Consider the following 12,532-nt stretch of genomic DNA (forward strand, 5'->3'; position numbering starts at 1 on the left):
CATGACGCCGCTGATCATGCTCGCCGTGGACGGCGTGATTGCACCGTTCGGACGGCCGGGCTCGCAGTGGCAGGAGCACAGGGTCGTGGCCGACGGCTTGACCCTCACTTTGTGGCTCAACCCGGCGACAGGCCCCAAGCTGCTGAAGCTGGCCGAGATCACCGGGGCGGAACTCGTCTGGGCGACCGCCTGGGATCACGATGCCAACGTCGAGATCGGGCCTCTGATCGGTCTGCCGACGCAGTCCGTCTGCGTGGTGGGCCAGGATGCGCCGCCGGACCTGGCGGCGAAGATCTGGTGCTTCAAGACCCCCCGAATCGCCCAGTACACCGCGGGGCGGCCGTTCGTGTGGTTCGACGACTCCCTCACCCTGCGCGACGCCGCGTACTTGCGCGGGGTCGAGGGTGTCGGCGACCACCTCCTGATCCACGTCGAGCCGTACCGCGGGCTGACCGACGACCACATGGAGCGGGCCCGCGCATGGCTCGCCAAGAACCGACGACCACGAGGTGGGTCATGAAGGTTCTGCGCTTCGGCGTTGGCGTCGCTATCGGCATCACCCTCGGCCTGGCCGTCCTGTGGCTCGCCCTCCACCTCGGGCCGCGATGGGCGCCGGTCTTCTTGGCCAGCCTGTTCGTCCTGACAGCGCTCGGCTGGCTGGCTCTCTACTTCATCGCTCGCGCGTCCAGTCAGGAGGCTGAGATGAACTATGCCGCGATCATGGACGGGTGCCGCAGACGCAGCACCGAGTACCTGATCCGGACCCACGATGAGGGCGTCCGGTACGCCAACAGCGGCTCGCTGGCAACGCTTGGCGGCACGACGCTGGAGGCCGTCCGCGAAGTGCTCACCGAGCGCGGTGTGGCCCTGTGCCACTGTGGGGCACCCCCGGGCGGCGTCCACTCCAGGGCGTGCGGGGAGTCGTGATGGCCGGGCTCCCGACATACGACTACGGCCGGATCTCGCCCCACGAAATCCGGCATGAGCTCGATGACCGGTGGTCGAAGTTCTACTTCGGCGACCGCCACATCGCGATTGCGCGTGACGACCTGGAGCGGATCCGGGACGCGCGCCGCCTGGCGCAGGTCCTCGCCGCCCAGGCCGGGATGTGGGACGCCGACCTCGCCGCCCTGGAGGAGCGCGCGGCACACGTCGTGAAAGCGGGCCCGCCCGCGACCGGCGTTCCGGCCGATGAGCCGTACGGCGGCGATGACCCCGCCCTCGACGCGCGGGTGACCGCCGTCATGCAGATCCCAGAGACCCACCGTAGGGAGGCCAGCGAATGATCGGCCGACACCGCGCCGACGACGACTCGACCGACCCGTCCGCGCTCGCCGCGACCGCGCCGATCGCCGACCTGGCCGACTGGGAGCGCATCTGGCGCGAGACCGACCCGGATGCGTGGCTCGCCCCGCTGCTGTCGGGCGGGACCCGGGTCGAGCGGGCGATGACCCGGACCATGCGCGAGCGCGGCCAGCTCCTCGCCAAGCGCGTCGGCCGCCGCGCCGCGCGGATGCGCGCCGCGATCTGGAGGGGGGAGGGGGAGCAGTGAAACTCCGCACGCAGGACGAGATCGCCGTCCGGATCCGCGCGGTGGCTGACGCCGACATCTTCGGCTTCCGCAGCGAGGTCCTGCTTGGTGCTCTCGACCTCGAACACGTCAGGCGTTTCAACCCCGAGATCACGGCGGCTGACTGGAGGGACGCACCTGACGCGGCCGGCCTGCTGGCCGAGGCCGAGTCGTATCACACCTTCGCTATCGGCAAGATCCGCGACCACCGCGGTATCTCCGCACTGCGCAGTGTGGCGAAGCTCGGCGAGTACGCGTGGCTGCTGTGCCGGGATGACGTGGTGGTCGCGATGGACGCCGCGCCTTACGAGCAGTACGGCGCGCCGAAGGTCAAGTCGTTCGGCGTGGGCTTTGACCTGGGGTGGCCGGACGAGCCTGAGCTGAACCGGATGGCCGCCGGAGACGGGTGCTGCCCGGACTGCGAGGAGGGATGCGGCCGATGAGCCAGCGATACGAGCCCGGCGAGATTATCGACATCACCATCACGGGCGCGCGCGTACTGACCCATACGGACGGCTCGCTGGTCTACGAGTACGAGTACGGCGAGGCAGGGGCCACCGACCGGGAAGAGGTCCGGCACGAGGCGAGCGCCGTCACGATCACCCGCCGTGTTCCCGCCGCTGGGATGCCCAGGCCGAACGAGGTGTGGGTGGACGACTTGGGCATCCGTTACCTGGTTGTTGAGAGCGAGGGGCAGATCCGCCTGCATGATGGCGCTCCGTCCGGCTCCCGGTCCGTGGAGCACATCCACGGGGTGTACGGCCCCATCACGCCCCTGATCCGCGATGAGCTGGCGCGGGAGGACATCACCCCGGACATCGCCCGCCAGGTCTTGTGGTGGTTCGGGCAGGGCTCGGAGGGGGGCGCAGAAGGCTCGACGTTCGAGAACGGGTTGATCGGCACCATCGCTCATGCGCCCAAGGAAGAACGGCGGCGCCTGGCCCGCGAGTATCCCGGCTATGTCCAGGCCGTGTACTGGGCCGAGGCCGACGGCGGGATCGACGACCTGCGGCAGATCGCGGAGCGTGACGTATGAACCTCGTGCTCGAAACTCGCGACCAGCCCAATAGGACCGTGCACGTTGGCGCGGTTGCCCTGACGCCTGCGATCGACGAGGACTACTGGGCGTACCGTGTCCGGCTCGGTGAGCGCCAGGCGATCGTGGGGTTCCCGAAGTTCGGGACCATCGGCATCGGCTTCGCCGTCGAGGAGGACTGGAACGCCAATCTCCCCTACACCTGCGACGCCGAGAGGATCTACAACCACATCGCACACAACAAGGGCGATGACGACATCAGCGGTGAGGACTGCCTGACAGCGATCCGGATGATCCAGGATGCGGTCAAGGCGGAGCGAGCGTGATGAGCGACCTCATCACCCCGACCGCGCGCCTCCTGGCGCCGTCCGGCCTGCCGCGTGACGAATGGCTCGACGTCCGCCGCCAAGGCATCGGCGGCTCGGACGTCGCCGCGATCCTCGGCATGGACAAGCGGCGTGGGCCGCTGCACGTCTACCTCGACAAGCGTGGTGAACTGCGCGAAGAGCGCGATGCCAAGCTCGATCGGGCTGCGCGGCGCGGTCACCGCCTCGAAGGGCTCGTGGCCGAGTTCTTCGCCGAGGAGACCGGCCGGATCGTGCTCAACACTCCCGGAACGCTCCAGCACGCCGAGCACCCGTGGATGCTCGCCAACCCTGACCGGATCAGCTTCGCCGACAGCAACTTCGCGGATCCGGCCGTACTGGAGTGCAAGAGCCGAACCTGGCGGAGCGCGCGCGCCGAGGACTGGGGTGGTGACGAGCCGCCCGATGGTCCCGCCCTCCAGGCGTATTGGTACCGCGCCGTCACCGGCTACGGCAAGGCGCACGTCGCGGGCCTGGTCGATGACGACTTCGTGCACTTCGAGCTCGCCGACGACACCGAGCTCATCGGCCACCTCGTGACGCTGGTCGCCGACTTCTGGCGCGACCATGTGGAGGCCGGCATCCCACCGGAGCCCGGCGATCTGGAGAGCACTGACGAACTGCTGGGGCGGCTGTGGGACGCCACTGCGGACTCGTTCCGCCTCTTCAATCCAGAGGAGAGCAAGGCGGCCGACGCGCTTCTCGCCCGGCGCGCCGAGGTCGTCGCTGAGCGGAGGGCGCTGGAGCGCGAACTCGGCGCGATTGAGAACAAGCTCAAGGCCCGGCTCGGTGACGCTGAGATCGCCCTCGCCCCCGGCCGAGAGCTCTACTCCTGGAAGCGCAACGGCAACTTCGCCTACAAGCGGTTCCGGCAGGCATATCCCGACCTGGCGCGCGAGTACACCCGTACGGCCAAGGCGATCGATGGCGAGCGCTTGGCCGCGGAGCAACCAGAAATTCACCGGCGCTTTCGCGCCCGCGTCTTCCGAGTTCCAGGGGGAACCGTATGAGCAACCTCGGCCAACGAGTGGCCAACCGCGCCCAGGGCGGTCAGCGTCGCACCGGCAACGCCGTCGAGCTCCAGAAGAAGAAGGTCGCCACCGCGCGGCAGCTCTTCCAGCAGATGCGGCCTCAGTTCGCCGTGGCGCTGCCTCAGCATGTGAGCGTTGATCGATTCCTGCGCATGGCGCTCACGGCCGTCCAGAAGACGCCGAAGCTCCTCGACTGCACGCAGGAGTCCCTTCTCGCCGCGTTGCTGGAGTCTGCCCGCCTGGGACTGGAGCCCGGAACCAAGCAGGCCGCCATCGTGCCGTACGGCAAGACCGCCACGTTCATCGCGCAGTGGCAGGGCCTGGTGGAACTGATGTACCGCTCCGGCCAGGTCATGTCGGTCACCGCAGAGTTCATCCACGAGAACGACCCGTGGAAATACCGGATCGGCGACGGCGGCACCTTCTGGCACGAGCCCGACGTGCTTTCCGGCGAGCGCGGGCCGATCGTCCTCGCCTACGCCTACGCCGAGATCAAGGGCGGCGGCCGATCGAAGATCGTGACGCTCAATCGCGGCGAGGCCGAGTTCGTCCGGGACAGGTACAGCAAGGCGTACGCCCTCGCCGAGCAGCATCGCCGCGAGGAGCCTGACGAGTTCGCCCGCGTCCCTGACAAGGGGTGGTTTAACTCGACCTGGCACACCGAATTCGACGCGATGTGGCGTAAGAGCGCCGTCCGCCGCCTCGCGGACTGGGTGCCGCAGAGCCCGGAGCTGGTGGAGCTGTTGCAGCGCGAGAACCCGGCCGGAGAGAGCGAGCCCCCGGAGGTCGATTTCGACTTCGACGGCGAGGTCGTCTCCGAGACCGAGGAACCCTATACACCTGATGGAGACCAGGCTGGTGCGCGGTCCGACGTTGACGAGGCCGACTGGCCCCCGGTCGTCAGGCCCGGCTCGGGAGGCGGCACCGATGCCTCGTGACCCGCACCCCGGGCCCGGCTGCTCCTGCCGGGCCTGCATTGCCCGGACCGACCGGCTTGCCCGCGACGCCAAGGGCGCCCGCAGAACCGGCTGCCTGACCGCGCTGGCCATGCTCCCCATAGCGCTGATCAAGAGGACCACCCGATGATGTACGCCCTGATCGACAATGACGGCGAGCTGAACATCAAGCACGGCGCGTGGCGTACCGAGGTCGGCCCCGAAGGGCCGGGCCGGGTGCGCCTCCAGCCGGACCCGGACGGCCACGAGTGGGCCGGATGGGTCAACGACGACGGCCACCGGCTCGGGCTGCCGCGCAACATCGTCGGCGGCCTGATCCTCAACGCCCTTGGTGCGCCGCCGAGCCCGTACCCCGGGCCGGTCGTCATCACCGGCTGGGGGCCGCTGCCGCACACCGAGGTGCGCGGCCTGTCCGCCTTCGAGGCCGACGCCGTCCGCGAGATCCACGACCATGCCCGGCGCGCGCTGGCCGGCGAGGCGGCGAGCTGGGCGGATGACGCCCGTGCGATCGCCGAGTACATGCGCACCACGCCGACTCCCGGCCTCACCGTCCTCGCGGGCGCGGATGCTCTTGCCCGGCTCAGGGGGCGACTGTGACCGAGAAGCAGATCGTCATCATCGCTGGCCGCCGCCACGCGCTGGCCGCCGCCCGCAGTCTGCGAGGCGAGCCGTGATCCGCCTGCTGATCGCGCTGGACCAGTGGCTGAGCGCCAGCCGGTGGCGCGTCCCCGCTGTCATGGTCACCGCTGCGGCGGCCACGGTCGTGCTTGCCGTGGCGCTCACCGAGGTCCTGACATGAGTGGCCTGCGCATGACCGTGACCTGGGAGTTTTCGGACGGTCCTGCTGAGAAGGCCCTGGCGCTCGCCGAACGCTGGCTCGCCGAGCAGCTCGGCGAGGGCACGCCGCCGCCGCGCCCGGTCCGCGTCGAGTGCCAGAGCATCACCACGACCCGGCCGAGCGTGCTGACGGCGCGCCGCCAGGCGCTCGGGCTCACCGTCCGCCAGCTCGCCGCCCGTGCCCGCATCGACCCGCAGGTGATCGCAGCGGCCGAGAACGGTGCGCTCGCGCCCGGCACGGCCGGTTACTCCAGGGTCTCCGCAGTCCTCACCGACCTGGAAGCCCGATGACCACTCGACCCGCCGCAGCCTCCCTTCCTGCGGCGCGCCCGCCAGGCGACCACCCGACGCCGTCGGCGGGCACCCACCTGGCCCCGGACCATATCGGGGGCCGGGACCAGGTGGGACCACCAGACGTGCAGTCCCGCCCGCCGGGGGACGGGCGGGACTGCACACCAGCGGGCGCGGTGGGGGCCGCGCCCGAACCCCGCGCGACGGACCCCTCGCGCGGGTGCCCCTGGCGCTCCTCCGGCCATGGAGCGGGCCGTGGAGTCGAGCGCCAGGGGCCTCAGCTCAGCGGAGGTGTGCGATGAGACTGCGTGACCGGTACGGCGCGTACGGCACGAGCACGGAGACGACGACTTCGTGGCAGCAGCGAGGGATCTGCTGGGGCCACGAGGACCCGGATTTGTGGTTCCCGTCTGTCGCCGACTTCAAGGGTTACCGGGACGCAGGGCATGCCGCCTATTCCGACGCCCGCGTGATCTGTGCTCGCTGCCCGGTGTGGCGGCAGTGCCGGGAGTACGCCCTGGAGGCGGGCGAGGAAGACGGCATGTGGGGCGGCCTGACACCTCGGGAGCGCCGTGCCATCAGGCAGAGCCGAGCGGCCTGAAGTGCAGGTCAAGGCGACCGTAAGGGGGAGTGCGTGTGGGGCTGATTGCGGTAGATCCGTTCACCTGGCGGCGGCTGATCCGGCGGGTCCGCCTCGGCTCGCCCGCGACGAAGCTGGTCGCCTCGATCCTGGCCGACTACGCCAGCCCGGACGGAAGGGACGTGCGGCCGGGCATCGAGCGGCTGGCGCTGGTGACGGAGCTGAGCGAGCGGTCCGTACGGCGAGCGCTCGACACCCTGCGGGCGCTGGGGCTGATCGAGCGGGTGCGCGAAGGCAGCCGCCAGGGGCGGCGAGCGCTGGCGGACGAGTACCGGCTGACGTTCCCTGACGACCTGGAGCGACGGGTGCTGATGCTCGGCCCCGACGAAAAGCCTCTGGTTCCTGTGGATAACCACCGATCTCCGGTCACCATGTCCGCCGATCAGGCCCCATCCAGAGATTCACCGCCCGATGAACACCGGACATCTGATACCCGATCACCGGACATGAGCGACCGGATCACCGGACACCATGTCCGCCCACCTAATCAGGACCTAACCACCCACCAACCAGAACTCATCTCTTCGCCGTACAGGGCTGAGGTGGAAGGGGTCCGGCCACGCGCCGCGCCTGTGGAAAACCCGAATTCGATCACGAGAGGAGGACGCCGTGCAGCCCGCAACCGACCCGATCGCCGAACAAGCCCGGCGCCTCACTGCGGCCTTCGTGCGCCGACTGACCGAGGAGGGCCACCGCGACCCCGGCCAGCTCGCCGCCGAACTCGTGGTGATGGCCCGGGGCCACGGCTGGCGTCCCGTCGCGGCGCTCCAGAAGCCTGCCGCGAACGGAGGTGGCAGCGAGCCGGACGAGGACTTCCGCGCCCAGCGTGCTGCGCTCGACCGTCGGCGGCCCTGCACCTGCGGCGATGGCGTACTGGACCACCGCCTCGACGGCCCGCGCCGTACCGACTGCTCGAAGTGCCCGTGCGTCCAGTACGCCCCGGTCCCGGAGAGGAGCGCATGATGCCGATCCGGCCCCAGGAGCGCCACCGGTACCCGGCCGACTGGCGGGCGATCAGCGACCGCATCCGGTTCGTCCGGGCGGGCGGCCGGTGCGAGTGCATGGGGGAGTGCGGCCACGACCACGGCGCCCGATGCACGGCGGTGCACGGCGAGCCGCACCCGGTCACCGGCTCGCGCGTGGTGCTCACCACGGCGCACCGCAACCACCGGCCCGAGGACTGCGCCGATGACAACCTCGCGGCCTGGTGCCAGCGGTGCCACCTCGCCTACGACGCCGAGCACCACGCGGCCACCGCCGCCCGCACGCGCGAGGCCCGCCGTACGGCAGGCATGAGCGCGCTATTCACGATCCCCGAGAGGAGTACACGATGACCCCGCCGACTCCACTGCGGCTCGCGGGCAGGCCCACACAGGGCGGCCTGGTGGTGCCATGGATCTCCGTCCACCACGCCGACGGACGCGCCACGCTCGGCGCGGTCCACGGCTCTCGGGTGGACACCTGCCTGCGCGGCCGACGCTGCCAGACGTGCGGCGAACACCTCGGCGATCGCCTGGTGGTGCTGGTCCGGCCGCAGGACATGACCGACAGGTACACGGCCGAGCCCGCGATGCACCCGGAGTGCGCGGCGTACTCGATCGCCGCCTGCCCGATGACCAACGGCCAGATGGACCATTACCGCCCGACGCCGCGTCACCTGGCCGGGCGGTCCTGCGACATCCCGGGCTGTGACTGCGCCGGGTGGGTGGCCGCTGAAGATGCGACGGCGCGCCGGAACGCTCCAGCCGAGCCCTATTACGCCGTGTGGCTGCGGCTGACGGACTACAGGCTCGCGACCGATCGCACGGGGAAGCTGCTCGGCATCGCGCTGGCAATCAGGCCGCTGAAGATGCGACGAGTCGGTTCCGGCGAGCCAACCCCCGAGCAGGCGGCGCTCGCCCTGCTGCTGGACATGCCCGGGGACGGTGCATCGTGAGCAACCCGGTTGACGATGTCGCCTACACCCGGCCGATGATCAAGGCGTTGCGCGGGCACGTGGATGCCTTCGCCGAGTCCATGGCGGGCGCGCGGTCCGCTCATGGCGCGCTGGAGCGGGTACGGCCGTGTGCAGTCGCCTGGGTGTACTTCTCCACGCTGGTGGCCTGGGCAGAGGATCACGGCCTTGTCGATCCCTGGCTTCGAGCGGAGGCGAAGGGGCGGCGCGAGCTGTACGCGCCGCCACAGGCCGGCGGCATGCTCGGGTGGCTCGCCCGCGCGTACGCCTCGTTGTGCGTGCATCCGGCGACGTGGTGCCTGCTCGACCCCCGGTACTCCCAGCTTCGCGAGCACGACCCGAGCGAGCAGGTCTGCCGCGATCTCGTGGACTGGTGGACGGGCGACGCGCCGTCGCTGGCCTACGAGACCACGACCGGCCCGGCGTCGATTTCCGGGTGGATCGTCGGCGACCTTCTCCAGGCGCTGTCTACCGAGCGAGTCAAGGCGTTCGCGTTCGCGCAGACGCCGTGGTGGGTCGCCGACGGGATCACCGACTTGACCTTGATCCCGGCCTGTGACGAGTTTCGCGACGAGCCGGTGGTCCGCACGATCGACGCGACGTGCGGGACCGGGCACTTCCTGGTACGGAAGATCGACTACCTGTGGGAGTGGTACACCACCGGCGAAGTCCACCCTCGGCAGATGCAGCCTGGAGGGGAGCCGGACAGCCGGGTTCGCCCGGCGACCGGTGGACCGCGCCTTGAGCCGGCTGAGGCGATCCGGCGCATCATCGCCGGGGTGGACGGCTGCGAGATCGATCCGCTCACCGCGGCCGTCGCCCGCCTGCGGGTCGTCGTGGCCATCGGCGAGCTGATGCATCGTTCCGCCTTGATCCCGGCCCTGCGGCTCGACGGGATCCCGCCGTTCCAGCCGCGCATCGTCGTCGGCGACTCGCTGCTCGCGGGCAGGATTTCGGCGGCGGAGTACGCCAAGGTGCATCCCGAGCTCGCCGAGATCACCAACCTCGGCATTCCTGATGAGCGCTCCGCTCGGTCGGTTCAGCTCGCCATCGGCGGTGGAACGTGATCGACGTCACCGCCCTGCGCGTACACCTGGACGCGCTGTTGCCGCTCGCCGTCGCCGACCTGCGTCGCCACGGCCACACACGCGATGAGCTCACGGCGATGGCGGCCCGCTGCGGCAAGGAGTTCAGCCACCTGGGCGATGCCGCGCAGTGGCCTGCCCGAAGCAGCGGGGAAGCGCTAGGCGCACTGCTCACGGGCCTGGCCGCCGCCGAACTCGTCAACCCGGGGACCGGCCACCAGATGATCGCACTACTCGACAGGAGAGGGGCATGACGGCCCCGCTGATCACTCTCACCGTCCGGGGCGAGCCCGCGGGCCAGGGCAACCTCAAAGGCACCGCTGGCGGCAAGCTCCGTCACGCCAACGGCCGCGACCTGCACGACTGGCGGGGCCGGGTGCGGGGGGCCGCGCTGGACCTGCTCGGCGCGCACGAGTACGCGGCGCTCGGCAAGAGCGGCGTGTGCGCGCTGTGCAGCGTCCCTAAGACCCAGCACGCCGAGCTGCTCGGCGCGGTCCGCCTGGAGGCCGTGGTCACCGTGGCCCGGCCGAAGACGGCGCGCTCCAACTGGCCGATCACCCGTTCATCGAGCGACTGGGATCACTACGGCCGTGCGATCGGCGACGCTCTGACCGGCGTGACGTACCTCGACGACTCACAGGTGGTCGATGGGCGTTGCATCACCACCTATCCGTACGTCCACGAACTCGCGCTCGGTGAGCCCGGCGCGGTGATACGGCTCTGGGCAGTGACGTAATGGTCGCCATCGAGCGCGCCACCGCCGTGCCGTACCCGAAAGGCGGGCCGCCGGCATGCCGTGAGCACGATCCCGAGCTGTGGTTCCCGCCGCACGATGACCGCTTCGCGCGGCAAATCTGCGCCGGATGCCCGCTGGCCAGATCCTGCCGAGAGCACGCCCTCGCCTACGACTTGTACGGCATCTGGGGCGGCACGTCCCGCCGCGAGCGTGAGACCCACTGGCGGGAGCGCGGAATCCGGCCGCTGCCTGCCTACGTGCACAAGGACGTTGCTGAGCCGTCGCCTCAGCCCCGGCCCCGGAAGCGGCCCGCGCGCCCCGCGGCCGACGTTGTCCCCGACCCTCCACCCGTCGAGCAGGGGCCCAGCAAACGTTGCCCGCGCTGCCGGATGGTCCGGGCGCTCACCGACTACTACCCCAACGCGGCCAACCCGGACGGCCTGGCCGCCTGGTGCAAGCCATGTTTCCGAGAAATCGCAGGAAGGGACGCCACTCGCCCATGACCACAGTTCTGAAATTCGAGAGCAAGCTCGCCGTGGCCGCCGCCAACGCGCTGGAGCCGCACATCCGCCCTCTGTACGACCAGCCCGGAGCTACCCGGCTGGCGGTCATGGAGATTCGGCACATTGAGCGGACGCAGCCCGCCGACGGCTCCGACAAGGACCCGTCGGTGCGCGTGAGGATCATCGGCTGCGAGGTGCCGAACCGCGAGCAGGAGCCGCACGTCCGCGAGATGATGCGCGCTCTGTACGTGCAGCGCACCGCACAGGGCACGCTCGACGACGCGGGCGAACTCCAGCTCTCCGACCGCACCCTGAAGAACGCGGGGCCGGTACTCCACGCCATTGAGGTGTCCCGGCTCCGTGCGGGCCTCGCACACTGGGTGGACTACGCCGCCCGGGTCAACGCCAACGGCAAACTCACGGTCAGCGAGATGCATCACGAGCTCGACATCGTGGCCCGCGGCTTGAAGGCGCTGCTCGACGGCACTCCCGAGGAGGCGTGATGCTGCGCTACCTCTTCGCCGCTGTCGGTGTCTTCCTGGCCGTATACGTCGGCCTGCTGCTGCTCGGCGTCGCGACGCTGCCGTTCCGCACCGCGGCCGGGGTCGCCGAGCGCGTGGGCGACCCCGACGCAGTCCTCTACAACTACGAGCACTTCTTCGACCTCTGCGCGGACGTCCGCACGGCTGACCGGCAGATCGCCGATAAGGAAGTGGAGATTGCGGCGTACGAGCGGCGGAAGCCAGACGGTGAGCCGGGCGACCGCTTCCAGGCCGCCCCAAAGGGTGAGCGGCTCGCGACCGAGCTGGCCGGACTGCGCGAGCACCGCGCCGACTTGGCGGAGACCTATAACGCCGACAGCGCGAAGGCCAGCCGCAACGTGTTCAAGCCCGGGACGCTGCCGAAGCGCATCGGCGACACCACCCCCACCTGCAACTAACCCGAGGAGACCCCGATGAGAACCAGATACGTCGCTGCGGCGATGGCAGCGGTCGTTCTCCTGACGGCCGCCGGAGGCTGCGACAGCGCCGAGGACCGGAAGGCGGCGCAGGCCGTCTCCGGCGATCAGCAGAAGAAGTACGAGGCCGCCGACCCGTTCCCCGCCGCCGCGCTGAACGGCCAGTCGCTGGAGCGTAAGAACATCTCCGAGCGGCTGGTCCGCTACAACAACCCGAACAAGATCAGCTATATCTACCTGTTGGCGGAGAACGGCCAGGTCATCAGCTACTTCACCATCAAGGGCAAGGTGTCCAACGCGGGAAGTCAGCTCCTCCCGGAGGATGACATCCTTGACCCGTGTAGCGCGGACTACTGCCCGATGGCGGTCGATTCGGCCGGCGATGACGGGTCGTACGGCCCCGACGAGAACTCGATCTTCTTCTTCACGACGGACGGCACTCTCGTGGAGTGGGACGGCCTCTACCTGCTGTCGGATCGCCCGCTGGAGATCAAGACGCCCGTCTCGCTCGTCGCTGAGGTGAAGTGATGGGCAAGCTCGAAGCAGAAATCGGCTGGGACGCCGTACCCG

Annotated in this window: 23 protein-coding genes and 1 pseudogene; all 24 read left to right on the plus strand. The window is 70.0% G+C overall.

Annotation, left to right across the window (positions count from 1 at the left end; translation table 11 throughout):
• The first annotated feature begins 1 nt into the window (after position 1).
• The 24 genes and pseudogenes from DP939_RS02160 to DP939_RS02260 all read left to right on the plus strand — a co-directional run bounded on the left by DP939_RS02160 (position 2) and on the right by DP939_RS02260 (position 12,490).
• A complete protein-coding gene (locus DP939_RS02160; RefSeq protein WP_147267827.1) occupies positions 2–520 on the plus strand; it encodes an HAD domain-containing protein in 519 nt (172 codons plus the stop codon).
• Complete coding sequence (locus DP939_RS02165) at positions 517–927, plus strand: hypothetical protein (protein ID WP_113978227.1); 411 nt, start codon at positions 517–519, stop codon at positions 925–927. Before DP939_RS02160 ends, DP939_RS02165 begins: the two co-directional genes overlap by 4 nt.
• Complete coding sequence (locus DP939_RS02170) at positions 927–1,286, plus strand: hypothetical protein (RefSeq protein ID WP_113978230.1); 360 nt, start codon at positions 927–929, stop codon at positions 1,284–1,286. The genes DP939_RS02165 and DP939_RS02170 overlap by 1 nt, the downstream gene beginning before the upstream one ends.
• A complete protein-coding gene (locus DP939_RS02175; protein ID WP_113978232.1) occupies positions 1,283–1,552 on the plus strand; it encodes a hypothetical protein in 270 nt (89 codons plus the stop codon). Before DP939_RS02170 ends, DP939_RS02175 begins: the two co-directional genes overlap by 4 nt.
• A complete protein-coding gene (locus tag DP939_RS02180; protein ID WP_113978234.1) occupies positions 1,549–2,013 on the plus strand; it encodes a hypothetical protein in 465 nt (154 codons plus the stop codon). The genes DP939_RS02175 and DP939_RS02180 overlap by 4 nt, the downstream gene beginning before the upstream one ends.
• Positions 2,010–2,606, plus strand: a complete 597-nt coding sequence (locus tag DP939_RS02185; RefSeq protein ID WP_147267828.1) for a hypothetical protein — start codon at positions 2,010–2,012, stop codon at positions 2,604–2,606. The genes DP939_RS02180 and DP939_RS02185 overlap by 4 nt, the downstream gene beginning before the upstream one ends.
• A complete protein-coding gene (locus DP939_RS02190; protein ID WP_113978239.1) occupies positions 2,603–2,932 on the plus strand; it encodes a hypothetical protein in 330 nt (109 codons plus the stop codon). Before DP939_RS02185 ends, DP939_RS02190 begins: the two co-directional genes overlap by 4 nt.
• Positions 2,932–3,981: a YqaJ viral recombinase family nuclease gene (locus DP939_RS02195; RefSeq protein ID WP_113978242.1), complete on the plus strand. Its 1,050-nt coding sequence runs from the start codon at positions 2,932–2,934 to the stop codon at positions 3,979–3,981. The genes DP939_RS02190 and DP939_RS02195 overlap by 1 nt, the downstream gene beginning before the upstream one ends.
• Entirely contained in the window at positions 3,978–4,940 is a 963-nt protein-coding gene (locus DP939_RS02200) for a recombinase RecT (RefSeq protein WP_113978244.1), read from the plus strand. Before DP939_RS02195 ends, DP939_RS02200 begins: the two co-directional genes overlap by 4 nt.
• Before the next feature lie 144 nt (positions 4,941–5,084).
• A complete protein-coding gene (locus DP939_RS02205; protein WP_113978247.1) occupies positions 5,085–5,555 on the plus strand; it encodes a hypothetical protein in 471 nt (156 codons plus the stop codon).
• Between the two features lie 73 nt (positions 5,556–5,628).
• Entirely contained in the window at positions 5,629–5,757 is a 129-nt protein-coding gene (locus DP939_RS48590) for a hypothetical protein (protein ID WP_263972287.1), read from the plus strand.
• Complete coding sequence (locus DP939_RS02210) at positions 5,754–6,086, plus strand: helix-turn-helix domain-containing protein (protein WP_147267829.1); 333 nt, start codon at positions 5,754–5,756, stop codon at positions 6,084–6,086. The genes DP939_RS48590 and DP939_RS02210 overlap by 4 nt, the downstream gene beginning before the upstream one ends.
• A gap of 298 nt (positions 6,087–6,384) precedes the next feature.
• Positions 6,385–6,687, plus strand: a complete 303-nt coding sequence (locus tag DP939_RS02215) for a WhiB family transcriptional regulator (RefSeq protein WP_113978252.1) — start codon at positions 6,385–6,387, stop codon at positions 6,685–6,687.
• Positions 6,688–6,722: 35 nt separating this feature from the next.
• A pseudogene (locus tag DP939_RS49200) lies at positions 6,723–6,932 on the plus strand (helix-turn-helix domain-containing protein); the annotation flags it as partial.
• Positions 6,933–7,335: 403 nt separating this feature from the next.
• Positions 7,336–7,689, plus strand: a complete 354-nt coding sequence (locus tag DP939_RS47525) for a hypothetical protein (protein WP_225878005.1) — start codon at positions 7,336–7,338, stop codon at positions 7,687–7,689.
• Complete coding sequence (locus tag DP939_RS47530) at positions 7,686–8,060, plus strand: hypothetical protein (RefSeq protein ID WP_225878006.1); 375 nt, start codon at positions 7,686–7,688, stop codon at positions 8,058–8,060. The genes DP939_RS47525 and DP939_RS47530 overlap by 4 nt, the downstream gene beginning before the upstream one ends.
• Positions 8,057–8,662, plus strand: a complete 606-nt coding sequence (locus tag DP939_RS02225) for a hypothetical protein (RefSeq protein ID WP_113978257.1) — start codon at positions 8,057–8,059, stop codon at positions 8,660–8,662. The genes DP939_RS47530 and DP939_RS02225 overlap by 4 nt, the downstream gene beginning before the upstream one ends.
• Entirely contained in the window at positions 8,659–9,747 is a 1,089-nt protein-coding gene (locus tag DP939_RS02230) for a hypothetical protein (protein ID WP_113978260.1), read from the plus strand. Before DP939_RS02225 ends, DP939_RS02230 begins: the two co-directional genes overlap by 4 nt.
• Positions 9,744–10,019, plus strand: a complete 276-nt coding sequence (locus DP939_RS02235; RefSeq protein WP_113978262.1) for a hypothetical protein — start codon at positions 9,744–9,746, stop codon at positions 10,017–10,019. Before DP939_RS02230 ends, DP939_RS02235 begins: the two co-directional genes overlap by 4 nt.
• Positions 10,016–10,501 (plus strand): RusA family crossover junction endodeoxyribonuclease, encoded by a 486-nt coding sequence (locus tag DP939_RS02240; RefSeq protein WP_113978265.1) that lies wholly within the window; start codon positions 10,016–10,018, stop codon positions 10,499–10,501. Before DP939_RS02235 ends, DP939_RS02240 begins: the two co-directional genes overlap by 4 nt.
• Positions 10,501–11,004, plus strand: a complete 504-nt coding sequence (locus DP939_RS02245; RefSeq protein WP_113978267.1) for a WhiB family transcriptional regulator — start codon at positions 10,501–10,503, stop codon at positions 11,002–11,004. The genes DP939_RS02240 and DP939_RS02245 overlap by 1 nt, the downstream gene beginning before the upstream one ends.
• Positions 11,001–11,507 carry a hypothetical protein gene (locus DP939_RS02250; RefSeq protein WP_113978270.1) on the plus strand — a complete coding sequence of 169 codons (507 nt, stop codon included), beginning with the start codon at positions 11,001–11,003 and terminating at the stop codon, positions 11,505–11,507. Before DP939_RS02245 ends, DP939_RS02250 begins: the two co-directional genes overlap by 4 nt.
• Positions 11,507–11,944 (plus strand): hypothetical protein, encoded by a 438-nt coding sequence (locus DP939_RS02255; RefSeq protein WP_113978273.1) that lies wholly within the window; start codon positions 11,507–11,509, stop codon positions 11,942–11,944. The genes DP939_RS02250 and DP939_RS02255 overlap by 1 nt, the downstream gene beginning before the upstream one ends.
• Positions 11,945–11,959: 15 nt before the next feature.
• On the plus strand, positions 11,960–12,490 hold the full coding sequence (locus tag DP939_RS02260) for a hypothetical protein (protein WP_147267830.1): 531 nt from the start codon (positions 11,960–11,962) through the stop codon (positions 12,488–12,490).
• The last annotated feature ends 42 nt before the right edge of the window (positions 12,491–12,532 follow it).

It is taken from the genome of Spongiactinospora rosea, assembly GCF_003315795.1.
Taxonomy (GTDB): Bacteria; Actinomycetota; Actinomycetes; order Streptosporangiales; family Streptosporangiaceae; genus Spongiactinospora; species Spongiactinospora rosea.

Bases quoted from the DNA above. Each gene is read 5' to 3' on its own strand.
- DP939_RS02215 (WP_113978252.1), top strand. From the start codon at position 6,385: ATGAGACTGCGTGACCGGTACGGCGCGTACGGCACGAGCACGGAGACG.
- DP939_RS02210 (WP_147267829.1), top strand. From the start codon at position 5,754: ATGAGTGGCCTGCGCATGACCGTGACCTGGGAGTTTTCGGACGGTCCT.
- DP939_RS02260 (WP_147267830.1), top strand. From the start codon at position 11,960: ATGAGAACCAGATACGTCGCTGCGGCGATGGCAGCGGTCGTTCTCCTG.
- DP939_RS02170 (WP_113978230.1), top strand. From the start codon at position 927: ATGGCCGGGCTCCCGACATACGACTACGGCCGGATCTCGCCCCACGAA.
- DP939_RS02160 (WP_147267827.1), top strand. From the start codon at position 2: ATGACGCCGCTGATCATGCTCGCCGTGGACGGCGTGATTGCACCGTTC.
- DP939_RS02200 (WP_113978244.1), top strand. From the start codon at position 3,978: ATGAGCAACCTCGGCCAACGAGTGGCCAACCGCGCCCAGGGCGGTCAG.
- DP939_RS02190 (WP_113978239.1), top strand. From the start codon at position 2,603: ATGAACCTCGTGCTCGAAACTCGCGACCAGCCCAATAGGACCGTGCAC.
- DP939_RS02245 (WP_113978267.1), top strand. From the start codon at position 10,501: ATGGTCGCCATCGAGCGCGCCACCGCCGTGCCGTACCCGAAAGGCGGG.
- DP939_RS02175 (WP_113978232.1), top strand. From the start codon at position 1,283: ATGATCGGCCGACACCGCGCCGACGACGACTCGACCGACCCGTCCGCG.
- DP939_RS02240 (WP_113978265.1), top strand. From the start codon at position 10,016: ATGACGGCCCCGCTGATCACTCTCACCGTCCGGGGCGAGCCCGCGGGC.
- DP939_RS02185 (WP_147267828.1), top strand. From the start codon at position 2,010: ATGAGCCAGCGATACGAGCCCGGCGAGATTATCGACATCACCATCACG.
- DP939_RS47530 (WP_225878006.1), top strand. From the start codon at position 7,686: ATGATGCCGATCCGGCCCCAGGAGCGCCACCGGTACCCGGCCGACTGG.
- DP939_RS02250 (WP_113978270.1), top strand. From the start codon at position 11,001: ATGACCACAGTTCTGAAATTCGAGAGCAAGCTCGCCGTGGCCGCCGCC.
- DP939_RS02195 (WP_113978242.1), top strand. From the start codon at position 2,932: ATGAGCGACCTCATCACCCCGACCGCGCGCCTCCTGGCGCCGTCCGGC.
- DP939_RS02225 (WP_113978257.1), top strand. From the start codon at position 8,057: ATGACCCCGCCGACTCCACTGCGGCTCGCGGGCAGGCCCACACAGGGC.
- DP939_RS02205 (WP_113978247.1), top strand. From the start codon at position 5,085: ATGATGTACGCCCTGATCGACAATGACGGCGAGCTGAACATCAAGCAC.
- DP939_RS02255 (WP_113978273.1), top strand. From the start codon at position 11,507: ATGCTGCGCTACCTCTTCGCCGCTGTCGGTGTCTTCCTGGCCGTATAC.
- DP939_RS02165 (WP_113978227.1), top strand. From the start codon at position 517: ATGAAGGTTCTGCGCTTCGGCGTTGGCGTCGCTATCGGCATCACCCTC.